Annotated in this window: 13 protein-coding genes and 1 pseudogene; 4 read left to right on the top strand and 10 right to left on the bottom strand. The window is 50.8% G+C overall.

The annotated features are described in order from the left end of the window. Positions 1 to 155: 155 nt before the first annotated feature. From KJS42_RS20915 to KJS42_RS20905, 3 genes and pseudogenes are all read right to left on the bottom strand, one after another. Positions 156 to 1191 (bottom strand): annotated as a pseudogene (locus tag KJS42_RS20915) (Cfr family 23S rRNA (adenine(2503)-C(8))-methyltransferase). 308 nt (positions 1192 to 1499) lie between these two features. Next, positions 1500 to 2978, bottom strand: a complete 1479-nt coding sequence (locus KJS42_RS20910) for an Lsa family ABC-F type ribosomal protection protein (protein WP_213624022.1) — start codon at positions 2976 to 2978, stop codon at positions 1500 to 1502. A 304-nt stretch (positions 2979 to 3282) separates the two neighbouring features. Then, positions 3283 to 5676 (bottom strand): polyprenyl synthetase family protein, encoded by a 2394-nt coding sequence (locus KJS42_RS20905; RefSeq protein WP_213624021.1) that lies wholly within the window; start codon positions 5674 to 5676, stop codon positions 3283 to 3285. A gap of 126 nt (positions 5677 to 5802) precedes the next feature. Between KJS42_RS20905 and KJS42_RS20900 the strand changes: the two genes are divergently transcribed. Then, the gene (locus KJS42_RS20900; RefSeq protein ID WP_213624020.1) at positions 5803 to 6663 is read left to right on the top strand and encodes a serine/threonine protein kinase; all 861 of its coding nucleotides are present in this window, start codon (positions 5803 to 5805) and stop codon (positions 6661 to 6663) included. Positions 6664 to 7048: 385 nt separating this feature from the next. On the opposite strand, the gene KJS42_RS20895 is transcribed toward KJS42_RS20900, so the two are convergent. From KJS42_RS20895 to KJS42_RS20870, 6 genes are all read right to left on the bottom strand, one after another. Then, positions 7049 to 8332 (bottom strand): cellulase-like family protein, encoded by a 1284-nt coding sequence (locus KJS42_RS20895; protein WP_213624019.1) that lies wholly within the window; start codon positions 8330 to 8332, stop codon positions 7049 to 7051. 36 nt (positions 8333 to 8368) lie between these two features. Continuing rightward, entirely contained in the window at positions 8369 to 9172 is an 804-nt protein-coding gene (locus KJS42_RS20890; RefSeq protein WP_213624018.1) for a carbohydrate ABC transporter permease, read from the bottom strand. Then, positions 9169 to 10125, bottom strand: coding sequence for a carbohydrate ABC transporter permease (locus tag KJS42_RS20885; protein WP_155606004.1), 957 nt, complete (start codon positions 10123 to 10125; stop codon positions 9169 to 9171). The genes KJS42_RS20890 and KJS42_RS20885 overlap by 4 nt, the downstream gene beginning before the upstream one ends. A 97-nt stretch (positions 10126 to 10222) precedes the next feature. Continuing rightward, a complete protein-coding gene (locus KJS42_RS20880; protein WP_213624017.1) occupies positions 10223 to 11629 on the bottom strand; it encodes an ABC transporter substrate-binding protein in 1407 nt (468 codons plus the stop codon). Positions 11630 to 11736: 107 nt separating this feature from the next. Beyond that, entirely contained in the window at positions 11737 to 13473 is a 1737-nt protein-coding gene (locus KJS42_RS20875) for a histidine kinase (RefSeq protein ID WP_213624016.1), read from the bottom strand. Next, a complete protein-coding gene (locus tag KJS42_RS20870; RefSeq protein WP_213624015.1) occupies positions 13470 to 15044 on the bottom strand; it encodes a response regulator transcription factor in 1575 nt (524 codons plus the stop codon). Before KJS42_RS20870 ends, KJS42_RS20875 begins: the two co-directional genes overlap by 4 nt. A 155-nt stretch (positions 15045 to 15199) precedes the next feature. Between KJS42_RS20870 and KJS42_RS20865 the strand changes: the two genes are divergently transcribed. From KJS42_RS20865 to KJS42_RS20855, 3 genes are all read left to right on the top strand, one after another. Continuing rightward, the gene (locus KJS42_RS20865) at positions 15200 to 16660 is read left to right on the top strand and encodes a 4-hydroxyphenylacetate 3-hydroxylase family protein (RefSeq protein ID WP_213624014.1); all 1461 of its coding nucleotides are present in this window, start codon (positions 15200 to 15202) and stop codon (positions 16658 to 16660) included. 221 nt (positions 16661 to 16881) lie between these two features. After that, the gene (locus KJS42_RS20860) at positions 16882 to 18024 is read left to right on the top strand and encodes a cation:proton antiporter (protein ID WP_213624013.1); all 1143 of its coding nucleotides are present in this window, start codon (positions 16882 to 16884) and stop codon (positions 18022 to 18024) included. 139 nt (positions 18025 to 18163) lie between these two features. Then, complete coding sequence (locus tag KJS42_RS20855; RefSeq protein WP_213624012.1) at positions 18164 to 18556, top strand: collagen-like protein; 393 nt, start codon at positions 18164 to 18166, stop codon at positions 18554 to 18556. Between the two features lie 118 nt (positions 18557 to 18674). Here the strand turns inward: KJS42_RS20855 and KJS42_RS20850 are convergent, their stop codons facing one another. Continuing rightward, positions 18675 to 19136 carry a DinB family protein gene (locus KJS42_RS20850; RefSeq protein WP_193416286.1) on the bottom strand — a complete coding sequence of 154 codons (462 nt, stop codon included), beginning with the start codon at positions 19134 to 19136 and terminating at the stop codon, positions 18675 to 18677. Positions 19137 to 19254 lie beyond the last annotated feature (118 nt).

The raw sequence follows: 19254 nt of genomic DNA, 5'->3' as shown, positions 1-19254 counted from the left end.
CCTCGATTTCCTGTACAATGGCTAACTTCTCTACGTCGGTAAGCTTTTTATTTGGCATGAAAAATGCTCCCCCTCACGGTAAACAGGTTTTATTATTTCACCTGTCTACAGTAGGGGGAGCATATCAAAAGCGGATTGCCTTGTTTTTTTGTTCTTTATTGCTCCGCGGCATACAACTGACCGCAGGCCGCATCGATATCACTGCCGAATTGGGTTCGGATCGTGGCATGAATCCCTTTGGATTTCAAGATTTGGACAAATCGGTTCACGCGGGATCTATCGGACGATTCATAACGTTGGGGCGTCGCATCCGTCGAATTGTAAGGAATCAAATTGACGTGATAGAGATGCTCCCACGCTCCTCGCCCTCGGAATAAGGAGGCTACCGCTTCTGCATGCTCTGGAGAATCGTTAATCCCCCGTAGCAGAATGTAAGCAATATACACCTTCCGTCCTGTTTTCTGAATATGGCGATCCAATGCAACCAGCACGTCCTGCAACGGAAAGCGATCATTAATCGGCATCAGCTGGCTGCGCTGCTCGTCGAACGGCGAGTGCAGCGAGAACGTCAGGTTTACTTGCGGAAACTCGTCCCCCAGTCTTTGGATTCCCGGCAGAATGCCGATCGTCGAAACCGTAATTCTGCGGTGGCCTAACCCGAATAACTGCGGGTCGGTCAGCAAATGGAGCGCGTTAAACAGCTGCGGATTAGCCAGCGCTTCCCCCATCCCCATGAAAGATACGCTATCCAAGGGATATCCACGCAAATGGAATGACAATAGCTGATCAGTGATTTCATCCGCCGTCAGGTTTCTCCTTAACCCCATCGTTCCCGTGGCGCAAAATCGGCACCCAAAGCCGCACCCGCACTGAGAAGAGATGCAATACGACTCCCATCCGCGTTGATAACTTAATCGGACCGCCTCTATACGTTCTCCCGCGTCGATAGAGAATAGAACCTTATGGACTTGGCTAGAGCTCTTCTCCAAGATCGGCGTGATGCTGGAGATGTGCTCTCCCAGCTCCCTCCCCAATTCTTCGCGCAGCGACTTTGGCAGCATGGTCATTTGCTCAAAACGGGTGATTCTATGTTTAAAGATCGCATCCGTGATTTGCCGGTACCGATAATCGGGTTGCTTCAGCTCTTGCTAAGAGCTGTCCGATTCTCACGTATTTGGATATTGGTTTCATCGTCATTTTCTCCTTTAAACCGGAGAAAAAACGCCGAAAAACACCTTAACGACTCACCGGTGCTCCTTTGGCGTTACCTCGACCTAAGCGATATCACTTTGGACACGGTACGAAACGTTACTTTGAACGCTTTATGACCGCTAAGTATCCCTGTAAATCGCCGGACAAAGCTCCGGTCTCCGTATAGGTTTGATTTGAACCGTGTCAAGAGTCAGGTTTGTTGACAGGTTCGCTAAATCATCTACGACTTCCAGTTGGTCTTTCATTGGTTGATCCTCCTTTAAGTTTTAATAAATATGTCTTTCGTTCTAGAGTCGTATTTGTTTCGTCGCGATCCGTTCGCAGAACTCGCGGTCATGCTCAACAAACAAAATCGTAGGCGCATAGGCTAGCAGCAAATCTTCAATTTGCATGCGGGAGATCACGTCGATGAAATTCAGCGGTTCGTCCCAGACCAGCAAATGCGCTTTTTCGCAGAGACTTTTGGCGATCAGCACCTTCTTCTTCTGGCCGCCGCTGTAATCTGCCATATCCTTCTCAAACTGCAATCTGGAAAAATCCAACTTCCGTAAAATCGCTTTAAACAGACTCTCGTCAATGTCATGCGCTCTGGCAAAATCGGTCAAGTTTCCTTGCAGCCACGACGTTTCCTGCGAAACATAAGAAATTTTCAACTGGCTTCCTAGACGTAACGCGCCTGAATAGCGGATGTCCTCGCCGCAGAGCAGTTTCAGGATGCTCGATTTGCCGGAGCCATTGCGTCCCGTCAGCACGATCCGATCCCCACGGTCGATCGTAAAGCTGATATCGTGACAAGCTTGCTTCTCTCCGTAATAAATCGAAACATGATCCAATTCGGCGAGCTGCGTTTTGTGGTAAGGCAGCTGTGCGATTTTTAGACTTTCCGAGGTTTCGATATTTTTGAGAAGGCGCGACTTCTCTTCGATCGCGGTCTGCTGCCGTTGCTCAATCGATTTGGAGCGTTGCATCATCTTAGCCGCTTTATGGCCGATATAGCCCTTGTCTACCTTCGAACCGGAATTTCGCGTACCGTTCTTCGTCTTCTCCACTTCATGCGACCAGTTACTCGTCCGTTTCGCCGCTTCCGACAAACGTTTGACGTCCTTCCGCAGCCTATCGTTTTCGGCCAACTCATAGTTGTCCTGACGCTGTTTATTTTCCCACCAATCGGAAAAATTGCCCTTTTGAATCTCAATGTTCGTCTTGTTGATGGACAGGATATGATCTACTGAGCGATCCAGAAAAGCACGGTCATGAGACACAAGAATAAACCCGCTCTTGCGGTTTAAATAATCACCCACAAGCTCCCGCGCTTCCATGTCCAAGTAGTTGGTTGGTTCATCGATCAGAAGAAAGCTGTTTTCTTTCAGGAACAATGCTGCCAGCATGACCTTCGTCTGTTCTCCGTTCGAGAGAGACTCAAAAGGCCGATATAACACATCGTCGGACACCTGAAGCAAGGAAAGCTCCCGTATGAACTCCCATAATACATAGTCCGGATAGATTTCCTCTACGACATCCAAGGTGTTATCTTCCTTATGTTTCACATCAAAGGGGAAGTAATCGAAGCTTACATCCGCGGAGATTTGACCGCTGTATTCGTGTTTACCTTGCAGCAAATTTAAAAAGGTCGTCTTCCCCCGTCCGTTTCTTCCGGTAAAACCAAGCTTCCAATCGGTGTCGATTTGAAAGCTCACATTCTCAAAGATATGATCGTAACTGCCTTCATAGGCAAACGTCAGATGGTTCACATTAATTAAGGACATGAACAACATCCCTCCTACATAAAAAGAATGGGCCGCAAGAAAGTTACCTTTCTTACAGCCCAAAAATATAAATCAAATCCAACCCACGTCGGGTATGGATTTGTATATACGGTTGGAGTGAAAGGATGAAGTAACTTTCTTGCATAAGAAATAAACCGTGCGAATTACGTTCGCATTTCGGTTCCAAATCCTTAGCAAGAAATATCCATCCGTTTCAACTCCCTCAATTTAGATAATAAAATACTAACATAGTCCCTTATGAGGATCAAGAAACATTATCGTAGGTTAAGAAGATAAGTCCATGTCAATTTTCTCTGTGGATGATGTAATTGAGCAAATGTTTCAAAAAAACGGGAGGTCGCGGGAGGTCCATCAACGCTTCCATCGCCAGGCAATAATGTTCCCACATCGCTTTGCTCGCGGCTACCGGCCCCAGTACCGTCACATAAGTTGTACTGTCATTCTCGGCGTCCTTCCCGGCCGGTTTGCCCAGTAAACGCGGATCCCCTTCCTCATCCAGCAGATCGTCTTTGATTTGGAAGGCGATGCCCATATGATAGGCGATTTTCTTCATAATCTCGATTTCCGTCTCCGAAACCCGAGCTAAAATGGCCGGCGCCACCAAACAAGCTTCAAATGCAATTCCTGTTTTGTAAAAGCATACCCGGTCAAGCTCCTCAACAGTCAGCACTTTGCCCTTGGCGCTCAAATCCATCGCCTGCCCCATGCAAATCTCCGCGGCCTTCCGGGACAAGTATTGCAGCAACGTAAGCACAGATTGACGATCAAACTCCTTCAAAGAAGCCTGCTCCTCGACCGCTTTTTGAATGAGAAAAATGCCGGTTAGCTCTGCGATGGCACTGCCATGCAACTCATGCAATGTCGGCCGGCCCCGGCGGGTTGCCGAGTTGTCCTGGGAAGGAAGGTCGTCGAAAATCAAGGATGCCGTATGCATATACTCCAACGCGCGGAACAGCGGAGCCAAAGCAGCGGCATCCAAACCGTATTCCTGCACGCCCATCACCCAGGAGAGGATCGGCCGAAGCCGCTTTCCGTTGCCCTCAAGGCTGTAGTTCGCCGTTTCAAATAGCAGTCCGGTCTCCTTCATTCCTTCAGTCGGCGGTTGAACCGGCAGCAAGTTGTTAATTTCGGCACGTGCCTTTTTGACGATGCTAATGAATTCCTCCTGCTCCCGCCGGTTGCTTCGCATCGCGCCTAGCAATTGATCCCGCAGCATTTTATCATAAAACGCTACGTTCTCCGCTTGACGCACCAACCGCTGGATTAACCGTTCCAGCTCCGGCTGCCCAAACGCAAAAATCCCCATGATGCGGTCAAACTCCTCTTGACCCACGCGCTGTCGATACCGCTTGAGTCCGTTGATCGCACGGTCAAGGATAATTTCCCGCGTCTTCGGTTCCGAACAGTACACCTCGTGAATCAAGTGGGAGATCACCGCCCAATAAAGCTCGAAAGGGTTAATCAAATCGGAACGTTTATCCCGGTACTTGAAGTAATAAGTGAACGGGGTCACTGCCCCGGTGTTCATATCCGCGAACATGTCGGCAAGGTCGTCGGCAAGCTGGTTGTACAGACCATAATAAAAGACGCGCTGCTCAAAACCCTCGTCCCTCGAAGCCCCGATCACGGAGCGTACGATCAATCGCGAGGATGCCGATTTTAATATGATCGGCAAATATATGTCCTTGTTCGTATAATGCGCATGCGCCAGATCTTTGGTCCGGTCCTCATCCTGAGACTCAAAAAAGACAAGAGACTGTTCAAAGAAAATTTCTTGGGTTTCCCGGTTCTGCACCTGACGGATATATTCATAAGCCTCTCGCAGCTCGGCATGGATAAAGCGGATCATTTCGAAATGGTTCCCGGTCCACTCCCCCAGCTCCGGTACGATCCCGGTTCGAATCGTCATGCGGATCATTCGGGAGTACTGCTCTTTCTCCCCTTCATTCAGCACCTCAGAGTCGAGAAGATCGTCGATGAATGGATACGTCAACCCATAATAATAACCCAGCTTCAGCGCATCCCCTAATCTGCGGGAACGTTCGCTGGAAGGGATTCCCTCGTCCATCTCGTCAATCACGTGCATAACGACACCGAATATAATTTTGATCAACTTGCGTTCGGCTTCCTCCGCATTCATTGCTTCGGGCAAATGGGAGGATACCCGCTTCAACTTATCGATGACCCAAATCATCTCCGGTTCAATCGCTTCACGCTGGGCCCACCGATACAACGCAACCATGCTGAGAAATTCGGAAGCGGGTTCCGAGGGATCATCGTCTTGGCGTTCCAAACGGCGTTTCAGTTCGACCGTAAAGCGCTCGATTCTTGCCAAGGTCCGCGGAGATGACAGATCATGGCCCAAGTCGCGCAAGAACATGTAAGAAACGCTTCGCTCCAAATAGTCGTCCAGCTTCCCGGTACGGGTTAACCAGGCAAGATAACGGGCAGAATCGGCAGGATCGGGCGAGGCGAAACGCCGAAACCATCGGGTTAGCTGAAAGGGGCGCGGAAGATGCCCCTTCTTCCATTCGCCGAAATCGTCAAGCAATGAAGCCGTGTAACCCTTATTGCGAATGTTTGTTTCCAGCGACGCCAAATATCCCTCCGCCTTATCCAGGGCCTGTCGATACCCGCGGTCCGCTGCCGCCTCCGTACTTGTAGGGATTATCGTCATATCATTATACCTCGGCTCAAGAATTCATTATAATCATAGTATAAAATAACAAGAAACGAAAACGGCAAGGGTCGGTGATTCTCCTAGACCTAAGTCTGGGATCACGAGGGGAGTCGTCAAAAGGAAATGCGAATGATTTCATTCTTCAGTTCCTTTGCGGCAGCATGGCGGGATTATCGGCTAGACTCCGGCACGCAGCTAGCAAATCGATATACGGTTCGGGAATTGATCGGCGAGGGCAGCTACGGGTTGACCTACAAATGCACGGACGAAACCACTGGCAGTATCGTGGCTGTCAAGCAAGCCCGGCCCAGCAAAGGGGAGTACACCAAGCAACTGCTGGTGCATGAAGCCAATGTCTTAAAAACGCTACACCATCCGCGCATCCCCGGCTATTTAGATCAATTAGAGGAAGGTCGCAACAGCTACCTGGTCATGACTTTTTTAAGGGGGGCCACGTTGGAGGATTTGATTTTTGGACAGGGCCGGAGATACGACGAAGCGGAATCCGTCAGGGTCACTCTTCAGTTGCTGGAACTGGTTGACGATATTCATCGTCAAGGATTCGTTCATCTTGATTTGCGTATCCCCAACGTCGTATTTCAGGAAGAAGAGTTATATCTCATCGATTTTGGCTTGTCCCGCGGAATTGGCGAGTCGCCGATTGCTCTGCCGTCTCAGGGGCGCTGGCATCAACGAGAACATGCGGCCTCCCGCGCCTTCATCGCCGCGGAACCGCAATCCGATCTGGAAGACGTTGGTCATTTCTTGTTATTTCTGCTCTACTCCTCCTTTGATACGAAGCGTCAGTCCTCGCACCCGACTCATGGGAACCGTCAAATTTCAGAGTCAAGCTGGCAAGACGAATTACACCTGTCTGGTGAGCTGACAACCCGGGTCGAACGACTCCTTCAACTCCGGGATCCATATGCTCATGTATCGGAAGCGATTGCGGATCTGCAAGCCTTGCGGAGCCTGCAGCGTTGAACGCCGGGTTTCTTTTATGTCCAACACCGAATACAATGGAAATAAAAGCAATTCAAATCAGAAAGGTGGGTTTATGACATGTTACGGAGATTCATCAATAAGTTCCTCCACTCAGCATCGCATAGTCACCGAAGGCATTACAGTAGCTCTGCCAGACGATATGGACAGGGACCTTACAACGGCAAACGATACAGCAGCAGCCAAGGTTATGCGAGGCCGATAGGCTCCTCCTCTGATCACAAGCGTCGTCATGGCCATATGGGCCAAGGGTATTATAAATCCAGAAGATATAGTTCCAGCTAGCCGTGACCCCAATCGATAAAATAAACGTGGAGTGTCTTATTGAAAGATACTCCACGTTTGTTTAGCTTATCCGGCCTCATGTTTACGCCTCTTCAAGAATTCGTTGATTCAACCTTTTTTGCCACGCCACATCCTGCCAGAACGGGTGATGCGGCGCGCAGTTGGAGCACAGCACCATGCCCCAGAAACCCTGCTCCAGCCCTTTCTGAACCGCATATTCGGCAATGAACTTGCCGACAGGGCCCTCCTCGAAACCAGTTAGCAGCGGCGTGTAGCCGACGTAACCTTCCCCAATCACGACCGGAATCCCCTGTCGTCTGGCCCAGCGTCCGACTTCTGCATAACGTTGGTCCGTTTTTTGCAGCATCGACAACTTATGGGCATGATATCGGTCATAAAGGAACAGGTCCCACTTGTCCGGGTCCGCCCAATCATGCAAGTAGAACAATCGCAAACCTATGGGGTTCCCTTGTAACCGCCACACCTCTTCCTTCGCTAGGCGGTAACTCTCAAACGGTGGCGCCTCCTCACGAAGCATCGCCTTCACCATCTCGTTCGGAAAGTCCCCAGCTTGGGAGCGCAGGTTCGTTGCATCCATCAACTCTTGCAGTACACCGTTTAAATACAGGTGGAAATGCGCGATCTGGACGTTTTGCGCCACCTGCTCCTTTCCATAGTCGCTGTTCAAGGTGTAGCACGCGGTGATCAGTATATCCGGATGGCGATCCTTCAAGTAGCCGACGGCTTCCTCTAGATACGGCTTCATTGCCTCGATGATTGCCGGGCTATCCTCGAACGGAATTCCTTGATCCAAACCGATTTGCGCCAACCCGCCGAACTCGACTTCGTTATGAAGTTCTGCATAAGCGATTTGGTCTCGGTACCCCCGTTCCTTCAACATATCGATCAACCGGCTCATCGATCGAGCCAACGTCATAAATCGCTCGTGCGGCGGAATTTGCTGTAATTGGTCCGCCAGTTCCCGGCTCTCAAGAAAGGCCGGACTCTGCTGATATTCCCATGAGGACAAGATCACGTAGCAGCCATGGGCTTGAGCTTGTCGGAACAGCTCCAGCAAATGCGCATGCCCGTCCAGCTCGGCTCCCCCCTGACAGTTATACCATCGCGTTCGCCGGCCGATCTCCCCCAGACTGCTGAATCGAAGCGGACCGGGACGCCGCCCTTGCTCGTCGAACAGGAAGAACGGCATAGCGCAAATCCGAATCGTGTTATACCCTCGCTCGACCAGCTCATCGAACCGCGACGCCAAATCGCAGTACGGCTCCCCCGGCCTCGTCATTGTATACCAGGAGAAATCCCATAGCGAAATCGTTAACTTGCGAGGCAAATGGTCGGGAATCCTCATTCTAGCTCAGCTCCTTCCTCCTATTAATTCATCACATTAACCCTTGATCGCGCCGGCCGTAATCCCTTTAATGAAGGAGCGGCTGCCCATAAGGAAGATCAGCAGCACCGGTATCGTCGCCATACAGAGCGCCGCCATCCGCGCCCCGTAATCCGTCCGATGGACGATCCCCAGCGTAGAGACGAACAACGGCAATGTAAACCACTTCGAGTTGTTGATCGTCACCAACGGGAGCAAATAATTGTTCCAGGACCACAGGAACACAAGCGTTGCCAAGGTAGATAGGCCAGGTTTGACGAGCGGAAGCACGATTTTACCGAAGATCATCGGCTCCGGCGCCCCATCGATCCGCGCGCATTCGAGCAGCTCGTTTGGCACTGTGTCGCGCATGAACTGGATCATAAAGAAAGCTCCGAACGGCCAAGCGCTCCACGTGAGAATAATCGGCATCAGCGTGTTGCCGAACCCGAGGTTTTTCATTTCGATGATATAGCCGATTAGGCCCACTTGGGTTGGCACCATCATCGTGATGATGATGAAGTAATTCAAAAATCGCTTCAGCCTGAACCGAAACTTAGCTACAGCATAACCCACCAGCATGCTGGTCGTTACGCCCAACAACACCGACGTAATGGAAACGATTAAGCTATTGGCATACACCCGGAAAAAATCAGTTTGCAGCACGGTTCGCAAGTTGTTCAGCCCGTAATCGGAAGGCACCAGCGGCAAACCCTTGAAGATGTCCTCCGAATAATAAGTGGACATCATGATCATGACGTAGAACGGAAATAACGATATGAGTGAGATCGCCGCAATAAATCCCCATTTTACGATTTTCACTCCTTCTCCTCCTTCCCTGCGCTAAGCCGGTAGCTGAAGATCGAAAATAGGACGATGACGAGAAACAACGTGTAAGCAATCGCCGAGCCGTAGCCAAACCTCGTGCCCGTAATAAAGGAATCGTTGACGAATTTCCAGATGACCGTCAGTGCCGCATTGTCCGGTCCTCCTGAGGTGCTGGCCGTCCAACCGCCGTAAAGCAGCTTCGGTTCATCGAATAACTGCAGGCCGCCAATGATCGAAGTGACGACAAGAAATACCGTGATATTCCGTAGTAGCGGCAATGTGATTCGGCGGAACGTATGCAGCCCGGTCGAGCCATCCACACGCGCCGCTTCGTAGATATCCTGTGGGATCGCCGTCATCCCCGCTAAATAAATCGCCATGAAGTATCCCAAATTGCGCCAGATGATCATAACCGCGATGATGACGCGGGACATCCACGGGTCCATCAACCAATAGAAGCCTTCCGTCATCCATCCCAGCTTGACGAGCAGCATGTTGACGATGCCGGTTTGCCAGTCGAACATAAACGAGAAGATAAATCCGATGGCCACCGGCGTCGTGATATACGGCAAGAAGTTAATCGTTTGCGCGAGGGTACGTCCTTTCGTCAGATTAAAGATCAGGTAAGCCAGCACCATGCCGAGCAAGATCATGAACGGCACGGACAAGGCCATAATGACGACCGTATTGAATAAAGACTTGTAGAACAGCGGGTCCTTCGTCAGCAGCATGACATAGTTCTTCAATCCGATAAACGTCTTGCTGCCGATCCCATTCCATTCGTGTAAGCTGAGATAGAACGAATAAAGCAGCGGGTAACACTGAAAGGCAAGATAACAACCGATGAATGGCAAAGCGAACCAGTACGGCCAAAGATTGAGGCGTTTTTTGCTAGGGGAAGGCAGTCCGGCGACCGGAGCCGAATCCGCTGCGGTATTGAGCTTCATGCGTTTCCACTCCCTTCAACTTCATGAACGAGAGGAACGGCTGCCGACGCCCTTGGCGAAGTGCAGTCGTTCCTTTTGAGCTCTTCAAGCCGGACGGTTAATTTACCGTTGCATCCGGCGCCATGTTTTGGACTTCGCTCTTTAGCTTGTCGAGCGCGGCGTTCAAGTCGATGCTCGTATCCTTCATCCAGAGTGGATACAACGAGTTGTAGGCGTTTTGCACGATGGAATGATATTTCGTTTGCGGCTCTGCTTTGACGGTCGGGACGATTTTTTCGTAGAACGTTTTATTGAGGTTTTGCCCGGCAAAAAATTTGTCATATTCCGTACCGGCTTCGATCCAATCCTTGTGGTTCTCGAAGAAAGCTTTCGTACCGGCCATATTGCCGAACTCTTTGTAATTGACCTCCATGCCTTCGTCGGACATGTAGGCAAATTGAATGTAGGCCCAAGCCGCTTCCTTGTTTTTGCTGCCTTTATACACGCTGATCGAAGTCCCGCCGTACGTGTAGCTGCCTTCCGGTGCCGCGATGAGGCCCCATCGGCCTTCTCCGGCCGGATCATTGGCGGCGATATTCCATTTGGCCCCCCAAGGCGCCATCGGATAGAAGAGGGTGTCGCCCTTCGCGAACGAAGCATTCCAACCTGGCGTATAAGCTTCGTATTTGCCTAGGATGCCGGCGTCCCTCATTTGGAACACAGTGCCAAGCGGTTTCGTCAATCGTTCGGTCAAATTGATCTTGTTCCCGTCTACGTACGCCTTGGACGTTTGCTCGCGCAAAATGCGGTAAGCATCGTCGAAGCTGGCAAACATCGTGACTTTGCCGCCGCTCTTCGAGACGACCTCCTTGCCTTTCTCGATAAATGCATTCCAATCCGGGAATAACGCAGCGACCTGGTCCGGATCATCCGTGCCCCAATATTCCTTCGCCAAATCCCTGCGGTAAGCCAAGCCGGCCGGCGTAATCGATTGATCTACCCCAACCAATTCTCCTTTGGGATTGGAAAGAATCGGCGCCAAATAATCAAGCAATTGGTCTTTCGAGAAATTGTAGGGAGCTTGCTCCAGATTGTCGAGAATATCCAGGTCAAACAATTGCCCGCGATAGTTCATCTCGCCAAGAATCACGTCCGGTACATCCGAGCCGGAAGCGATGCCGCTTTGAATTTTCTGCATATAGTCGTTGTTGTTGACGACGGTGTATTCCACCTTGACGTTGGGATACACTTTGTTGAATTCCGGAACCATCTTCGTGAGGAAAGCCTCGTCCCAGTCCCACACCTTGATCGTTCCTTGCAAATCAGCAGGCGCGACGGATTCGCTCCCGGTAGCGGCATTATCAGCCCCCCCGTTCGTTGCTTGATTGGCGGGGGTGTTCCCTGCCCCGTTCGAATTGTCAGACTTCGTGTTTCCTCCTGACGAGCAACCCGTTATGACCAGAATGAATGCCATGAGAAGTGCCATCAGCATGACCGGCAGTTGCCTTGTCTGTACTCGTTCCATCAGAACCCCTCCCTAAGATTGAAATCGCTTACAGTTCTAAAATAACGCTTGCTCCACCTCAACAAAAGTTCACGATTCGGCGATTTCGCTCATGATCCGGGGATTTATCAAAAAAGGGGGTCAATGGCGGAGACCTCCTCCCTTAGGTAAGGCAGCCTCAGAGAAACGACGGTACCGCGTCCCGGCTCGCTGTCCACCTCGATCCCATAGGCTTCTCCGTAATGATAGGTGATCCGCTCCATCACATTGGCTAAGCCGATGCCCTTCTTGACCGGCATCTCCTTCCTTGGCAAGCTGAGCTCCCGCAAACGTTCCGGTTCCATCCCGATCCCGTTGTCTTTAACACAAATATGCAGCCCCCCCTCCCGAACCGCTGCACTAATCCGGATTATGCCGTTATCTTCGATTCCGTGAAATAACGCGTTTTCCACTAAGGGTTGGAGCATCATGCGCAGCACCTGGCAGGAATGAAGTTCGCTCGGGATATCCCATTCGAGCCGGAATCTGCCCGGATAGCGGTATTGCTGAATGAAGACGTATTTCCGGATCATATCGATTTCCTCCTGCAAAGTGCAGAAATAAGCGCCCTCCCCGGTTTTGATCGTATCCTGCAAGATGTCAATGAACGCCTTGGTCATCGTGATCGTATCCTGGTTTCTTCCAGCGTGGGACAAATAAATGACTGTATTCAGCGTATTGTATATAAAATGCGGGTTTATTTCGGACAATAGCAGATTGATTTGCATTTTGCGTTTCATCTCTTGCTCGCGCAGGGAAGATTTCATCCACAAATCCAGGTCATTCACCATTTGATTGAAGCCGGCTGCGAGCTCTTCCATCTCGTCTCCGGTACGGAAGGAAACGCGGGTATTCAACTCGCCGGCCGACACCCGGCGCATGGCACGCGCCAGTTGGGAGATCGGACGGGTAAACTTGGCGCTTACGGGCGGAATGACTGCCATGGCAAACAGCAGGCTGCCGAATACGATAAGCAGATAGAAATACAGGATCGGGCGTACACTTTCCATTAGTTTGCTTTCGGATAAGAAGGCTTCCAGAACCCATTTCCCGTCATCGGCCTGATATTTCAATGGAATCACACGCTGTTGCTGTTGTGTTGCTGCATTCGGCTTCTCCCGATTTACGCCGGCGCTGTCGTAAACGACGATCCCGTCTTCCATCGACAAGGCGAGCCGTGCAAAGTCTTTCTCACTATCCTCGAAAATCTTCTCCACCTCAGTCAGCTTCAAGTCGAGCACCAGGATATAAGGGGCTGCGTCGGCGCTTAGATCCTCCCAGTTTTTGTAGGCCGTTACGTAACTGATCACCTTCTGATTGCCGTTGATATAACGAAACTCATGGGGAGCGGAGAAATGACCCGGACTGATCTGGCCCGACAGGAAAGGCGTTAACCAAGCACCCTGCAAATAATCAGCATAGTAGCTTTCGTATCCGCTATAGTTGGAGAACACCTCCTGGTCCGGCCGAATGATCATCATGTTCAACAAATTAGAATCCAGGGCGACAAAACGCTGCAGCTGTTTTTGGACCGCTACTTTCTTGAAATAACGTTCCTGCAGGCTGTCGCTTTCCCGCAAGAGGATCGGTTTGTTGATTTCTTCGGCAGCGATGATCGTTTCTGCCGTATTCTCCAGCCTTTCCTGCATCCGCTTGATCGAAGAAGACATTTGCGCTAACTTCGTCATATTGTCACGGACCGCCTGATCACGGACGATTTGGGTCACATAGTTAAAAGTAATGTAGCTGCACGCGATCAAAGAGACCGAGACGATCAGCACTGTGCCCGTAATGACTTTATTGCGGAAGCTCAGCTTCAGCTTCATTCGTCCCCCTCCCTTTCCTTTCGCTTGGCGTATTCCAGAGGCAGGAGGCCTGTCGTTTTGTGGAAAATTTTGCTGAAATAGTGACTGCTGCGATACCCGACCCGATCCGCGACCTCGTATAGCTTGTACCGGCCAGTTCTCAACAAGCGTTTCGCCTTCTCCATCCGATAAACGGTTATGTACTCAAGCAACGTCTGCCCGGTCTCCTCCTTGAACAGGTGGCGTAAATGATCTCCGCTGATTCCCAACCGATTGGCGATGGAATCGGTGCTGATTTCCGTGTTGTACGCTTGCGAGATAAACTCGATTGCCTCGCGTACTTTCCCGGTATACCGGGAAGCTGAATTCTCGAGAAAGGTGTTCCGGTATAGGCGCAGAAAACCTTCCTTAACCCCGTCCGCCCCCCTCCACTCCAGCATATCGAATTCGTCATTTTCGGCCCGACTAGTAAGCGCTTCCATCTTCTTGGCTCGACGTTCGTTTTTCAGCAACCCGGCGAGCTCGTCACATAGCTGCTCCAACATAAAAGCGTCTTTCGTCTGGTTGGCGATGTCGAATGTCTCAGTGATCAATTGCAACAATTGTTCGGGGTCTTCATTTTTCCGGGCTCGCTCCAACCGCTCCCGCCATTCATAGTTGGTTCGTGCCGCCTCATTGCCGCTGCCCCTCCTCGATTCGGGGGAAATGACCGGCTGGCTTCCACTAAACCAACGTTGCTTCAATCGTTCCATCGTTGCGGCATGAACCTCGGCCAGGGACCGCCATTCCGAAAAAGGTGAGGAATACGCGGCATAGATTGGTTCCGCGGGATTAGCCTCTTGGTATAGCCGCCGCAGTTCCGAAACCGCCTCGAATTGCGCTTCGGCTAACTTCAAACGGCTATTGGAGGGTTGAAAGGCCAACACCATCCCTACTTGTCCCTCTTTGCTGTAGAGATTGAACACCTCTATCACTTTCTCAGACAACAGGTGGGCATCAATCGGCGGTAGGCCCGGTAAGAAAACCGATGCTTGTCCCAGTTCTTTGAGAGGTACCACATTGCCTGCAGCGATCATCACGTACGTCAAGCTACTGCCTACTAGTCGCAGTGACTCCAACAAAGGACCAAGCGACATCTCGCCGAGCGAATTACCATCGATCAGTCCTATCAACAATTGCCGCAGCTGTGTTTTCAGCCGTTCCCGTTCTTCCTCGATTTGCGGTTTGATCGCTTCCAGCTCACGAAGCAGGATCTCTGGCTCCAACTCGTGTTTGACAAGATACCCGGATGCCCCGAACTTTAAAGCTTCCTTCACATAATCGAACTCCTTATAAGAAGTCAGTAGCAGAATTCGGCAATGCAGTCCGGCGGCAACGACCTGCTTGCAAAGCTCAATTCCGTCTAACATCGGCATTTTGATGTCCGATATGATCAAGTCCGGCTTCACCTCCTGAATGAGCGCAAGCGCGCGCGTAGGCCTTGTCGTCTCGCCAGCTATGACAAAACCGGCCGATGGCCAGTCGATCAAATGGCGCAGATGCTCGATCGCCAGCACCTCGTCGTCAATCACGACGACCTTATGCAAATCCATACGAACTCCCCCTTTTTTTGAAAATAACGGGTTTTATCTAGATTATCCTCAAAAATGGGCGTTCCGGAAAGCAAAATCGTGAAGTTCGCCGATACACACCCCATTCGTCTATGCACTATATATAAAAGAGTAACGTAAGGGGGATTAGGGGATCCATGCCAATAAAAAACGGAAAGCAATATATCGAACGGATCAATCGACAGCGCCTTCAGCTATGGTATAACGGCGAACGCGTGAATGGGCCGTTATCCGAGCACCCCGCCTTTCGCGGGCTCATCCGGACGCAGGCCGCGATGTATGAGATGCAGTGTGAAGCAAGCCGGAGTGAAGACATGTCGTATGCGTCTCCGGCAACCGGCGAACGCGTCGGGCTTTCATTTCTCCCCCCGGCTAATGCTGAGGACCTGATCCGCAGAAGGAGGATGTCCGAAATCTGGGCTAACTACCATCACGGCTTTCTCGGCCGCTCTCCCGACTATATGAACACCGCTTTGATGTCCTTTTATACCGCCGCCACTGTATTGGAGAAAGCATCGACAGAGTACGCCCAAAATCTGCGTAACTATTACGAATATTGCCGGGACCACGATATTACGTTGTCTCACGCTTTTGTGCAGCCTATGGCCAGCAAATGGTCGGGACCCGCGGATGCGGAAGAGTCTCTTGCCGCCAAAGTGATCGAGACCCGTCCGGAAGGACGGGTCGTGAGCGGCGCTTTCCTCATGGCGACCCAGGGACCCACTTGCGAAGAAATCCTTGTCCTCCCTACGCCATCTTTTATGATGGGAGACGGACAAGTGAACCCTAGTGCATTCGCTTTTGCCGTACCTAATGATCTGGAGGGAATCACCTTTATTTGCCGAGAGAGCCATGCGCATGATTCGAGTTATGATCATCCGCTCTCGAGTCGATATGAGGAGATGGACACGATGGTCATCTTCGATCGGGTCCTTGTCCCCCATGACCGGGTATTCTTTGTTGGAGAAGAACGCCTATACGATCAGCTCTTTCAAGAAGGGCACTTCCACGCTTACGCGGGCCATCACATTATCACTCGGTACATCGCCAAGACCGAATTTCTGTTGGGACTCCTGCAAGCGTTGGCCGAGGAGCAAAATACGGATACCGAGAACTCGTTCGTGAGTCAAATCGTCAAAGTTATGGCGATGCTGGAAAACCTGAAAGCGTTGCGACTCGCTGCCGAAACCGGCGGGTCGATGACGGAATCCGGTTGCTATGTACCTGCGCTTGCTCCGCTGACTGCGGCGGGAATTCAGTTTCCCGACTTGCATGAGGAAATGCTGCGCATGGTCCGCTCGATTAGCGCGAGCCAGCTGATCATGAATCCCTTCGAAGCGGATTTCAACTCGGAGAACCAAACCTCTCTCGAGATCTATTTACAGGGATTATCCAGCCCCGCCAAGGATCGCATCGTCCTCTTTAGACTAGCTTGGGAACTGGGCGGTGGTGCATTCGGAGGAAGGCAAAACCAGTTCGAGCGTTTCTTCTTCGGCAATGGGAAGACAATCGCAAATCGGATGTACGGTTGCTGCGAAGGTCTGGATGAGTACAAATCGAGAGTTTACCATCTGATTGGCCGCGACGAGCAGTCGTAATACACCGTCCTTTAAAAGAGATCAAAAATCATCTGGCGCCTATCAGCTAGATTTGTTATAATCGATTCTGTTAATTTAAATTTGATATGTTTTGCCCGGAGGAGCCTGTCACCAAGGGTGGACTATGCCGTTTATCGGTATATTCCGCCCGTGGTTGCAGGCTCTTTTTGTATTTATTTTTTGCAAATTCCGCAAATTAACAGCAAACGGAGGATGATAAGATGTTGATTTTAGAACTGGCCATTATTTTGATTGCTTCCAAACTAGCGGGAGAATTAAGTGTACGGCTGAAACAACCGGCGGTTTTAGGTAAATTGTTGATCGGGATTGTCCTGGGGCCTGCCCTTCTGGGCTGGATTAACGAAACCGAAGTACTGGAAGAGATCAGCCAAATCGGCGTGATTTTATTAATGTTCCTCGCAGGTCTTGAAACGGATGTCGACGAGTTTAAACGGACTGGGAAAGCCTCGACTTACGTAGGACTCGCAGGGATCGCTCTCCCCTTCGGATTTGGTTATTTGGCGGCCATACTGTTGGGCATGCCCCTTTTTGAAGCAATTTTTCTCGGGCTGCTGCTCTCGGCAACAAGCGTTAGCATTTCTGTACAAGCATTAAAGGAAATGGGCCGGCTGAAATCCAGAGAAGGCACAACCATTCTCGGGGCGGCCGTCATTGATGACGTCCTCGTCATCATCCTGTTGGCCTTCGTCATGAGTTTTGCGGGCGGGGACGTCAACCTAGGTTTGGTCATCTTGAAGAAGTTTATATTTTTTGCGGTCGTCATCGTTTTGAGTTGGAAAGTCGTTCCGTGGGTCATGCGCAAATTTGCTCCGCTACGGGTATCCGAATCGGTGATCTCGGCGGGATTAATCATCTGCTTCCTGTATGCTTACATGGCCGAATATGCCGGCGTCGCAGCCATTATCGGTGCTTATATCGCGGGTGTCGCTCTCAGTCTGACGGATTACAAGCATGAAGTGACCGAGAAGATCGAAACGATTGGTTATGCGGTCTTCGTCCCCGTATTCTTTACCACAATCGGCGTGAAGGTCGATTTCACCGGGCTGGCCTCCCAGATTCCTTTAATCATTGGTTTAAGCTTGCTGGCCATCGCCACCAAGCTCGTAGGTTCAGCTTATGGAGCTCGATTGGCCGGATTCGGCTGGCGCAGCGCATTAGGGATCGGATCGGCTATGGTTTCGCGTGGAGAGGTTGCTTTAATCATCGCCGCCATCGGTCAGGATGCCGGTCTACTCCAAGACGACCTGTTTGCCGTGATCGTGCTAGTCGTGTTGGTAACAACGATCGTTACTCCGCCAATGATGAAGTACTTTTTCGCTCTACCGGAAAAATCCAGCTCCTAAGAGGAACTTGCCTCTGCTAAATTGCGTCCAATAATGAGAATCCGAAATCGTGAGGTGTATATAGACATCCGCCCAACCGCTCTCTCCGCGAATGCATATGATGATAATGCCTATTCATCGAAAAAAGGAGCGATCACATATGGGATTTTTTCCATCACCAGGACCCGGCGGAGGATTTCCGGGATTTCCAGGCGGGCCCGGCGTACCGGGAGGGCCCGGATTTCCGGGAGGGGGGCCTGGAGGGTTTCCAGGCGGAGGGCCGGGAGGTTCACCAGGAGGCGTTCAAGCGCCAACGTCGCCACCCCCGCAATTCGTACCGCAAATGCAGGTCGGCACCTTTGCTATCGATCCCGGCGGGATCAGACGTTGCCTGTTTCGCAACACCTACGTTTGGCTGAACAACGGCGAGCAATTCTGGTTCTTCCCGGTTTTCGTCGGGCGGAATTCCATTGCAGGGTTCCGATGGTTTGGGTTCTTCTGGGGGTACTTCGGCATCGATTTGAATCAGATTCGCTCGTTCACGTGCTTCTAAAACCAGACAACGAAAGAGAACAACCTGAGGGCTGTTCTCTTTGTTTTTTTGCGATTGACCTTCTTAACGATGATGAAGCTCATGCTTTCTCGGCGGTTGATGAGACGTTTGTTTTTGTTTATACGAGGAGGATCCCTTCGCTTCTGAGAAACCGCTCGATTTGGCCTTTATGATGTTCATCATGCCCTACAAATTCGGGGATTAGAAAGGCTAACGAATAGTTCGTTTTCAGTTGGTAAATCTCTTCCGGCAGCGCCAAGAGTTCGGCAACGACCCGCTCCCTCTCCCGAATGGTTTCCTTGATCAATTCAGATTGTGAAATACCTGATCTCGCGTAATCCGCCGCAAGTTGGTTATAGCTGTCCTCGTCGGGGAAGCGAATCATTTGACCCTGCCTTACAGCGGGAATAACCGAGTCTTGAATAAACCGATCCCAGTTCATGAGGTGGGATACGATCTCGGCAGAAGACCACTTTCCTCTTGCCACGGGCTTCAGCCAGAATTTTGAATCGACGTTGTTCAACAGGTTGAGCCATTCGCAAAACCGCTTAAATGCGAAAATCTCCTGATTCATGTTCATCCTTTATCTCTCCGATCCTCACCTGAATGTCTTGTTAACGATTCCATCATAAGCCCTATATATTGACAACAGCATGTCATATTAATAAATAAAAAAGGACCCCATCCCCGCTTCAGCG

It is taken from the genome of Paenibacillus sp. J53TS2 (assembly GCF_018403305.1).
In the GTDB taxonomy this organism is placed as follows: Bacteria; Bacillota; Bacilli; order Paenibacillales; family Paenibacillaceae; genus Fontibacillus; species Fontibacillus rhizolycopersici.
Note: the sequence above shows the minus strand (reverse complement) of the source record. Positions and strands in the feature narration are given on the sequence as shown.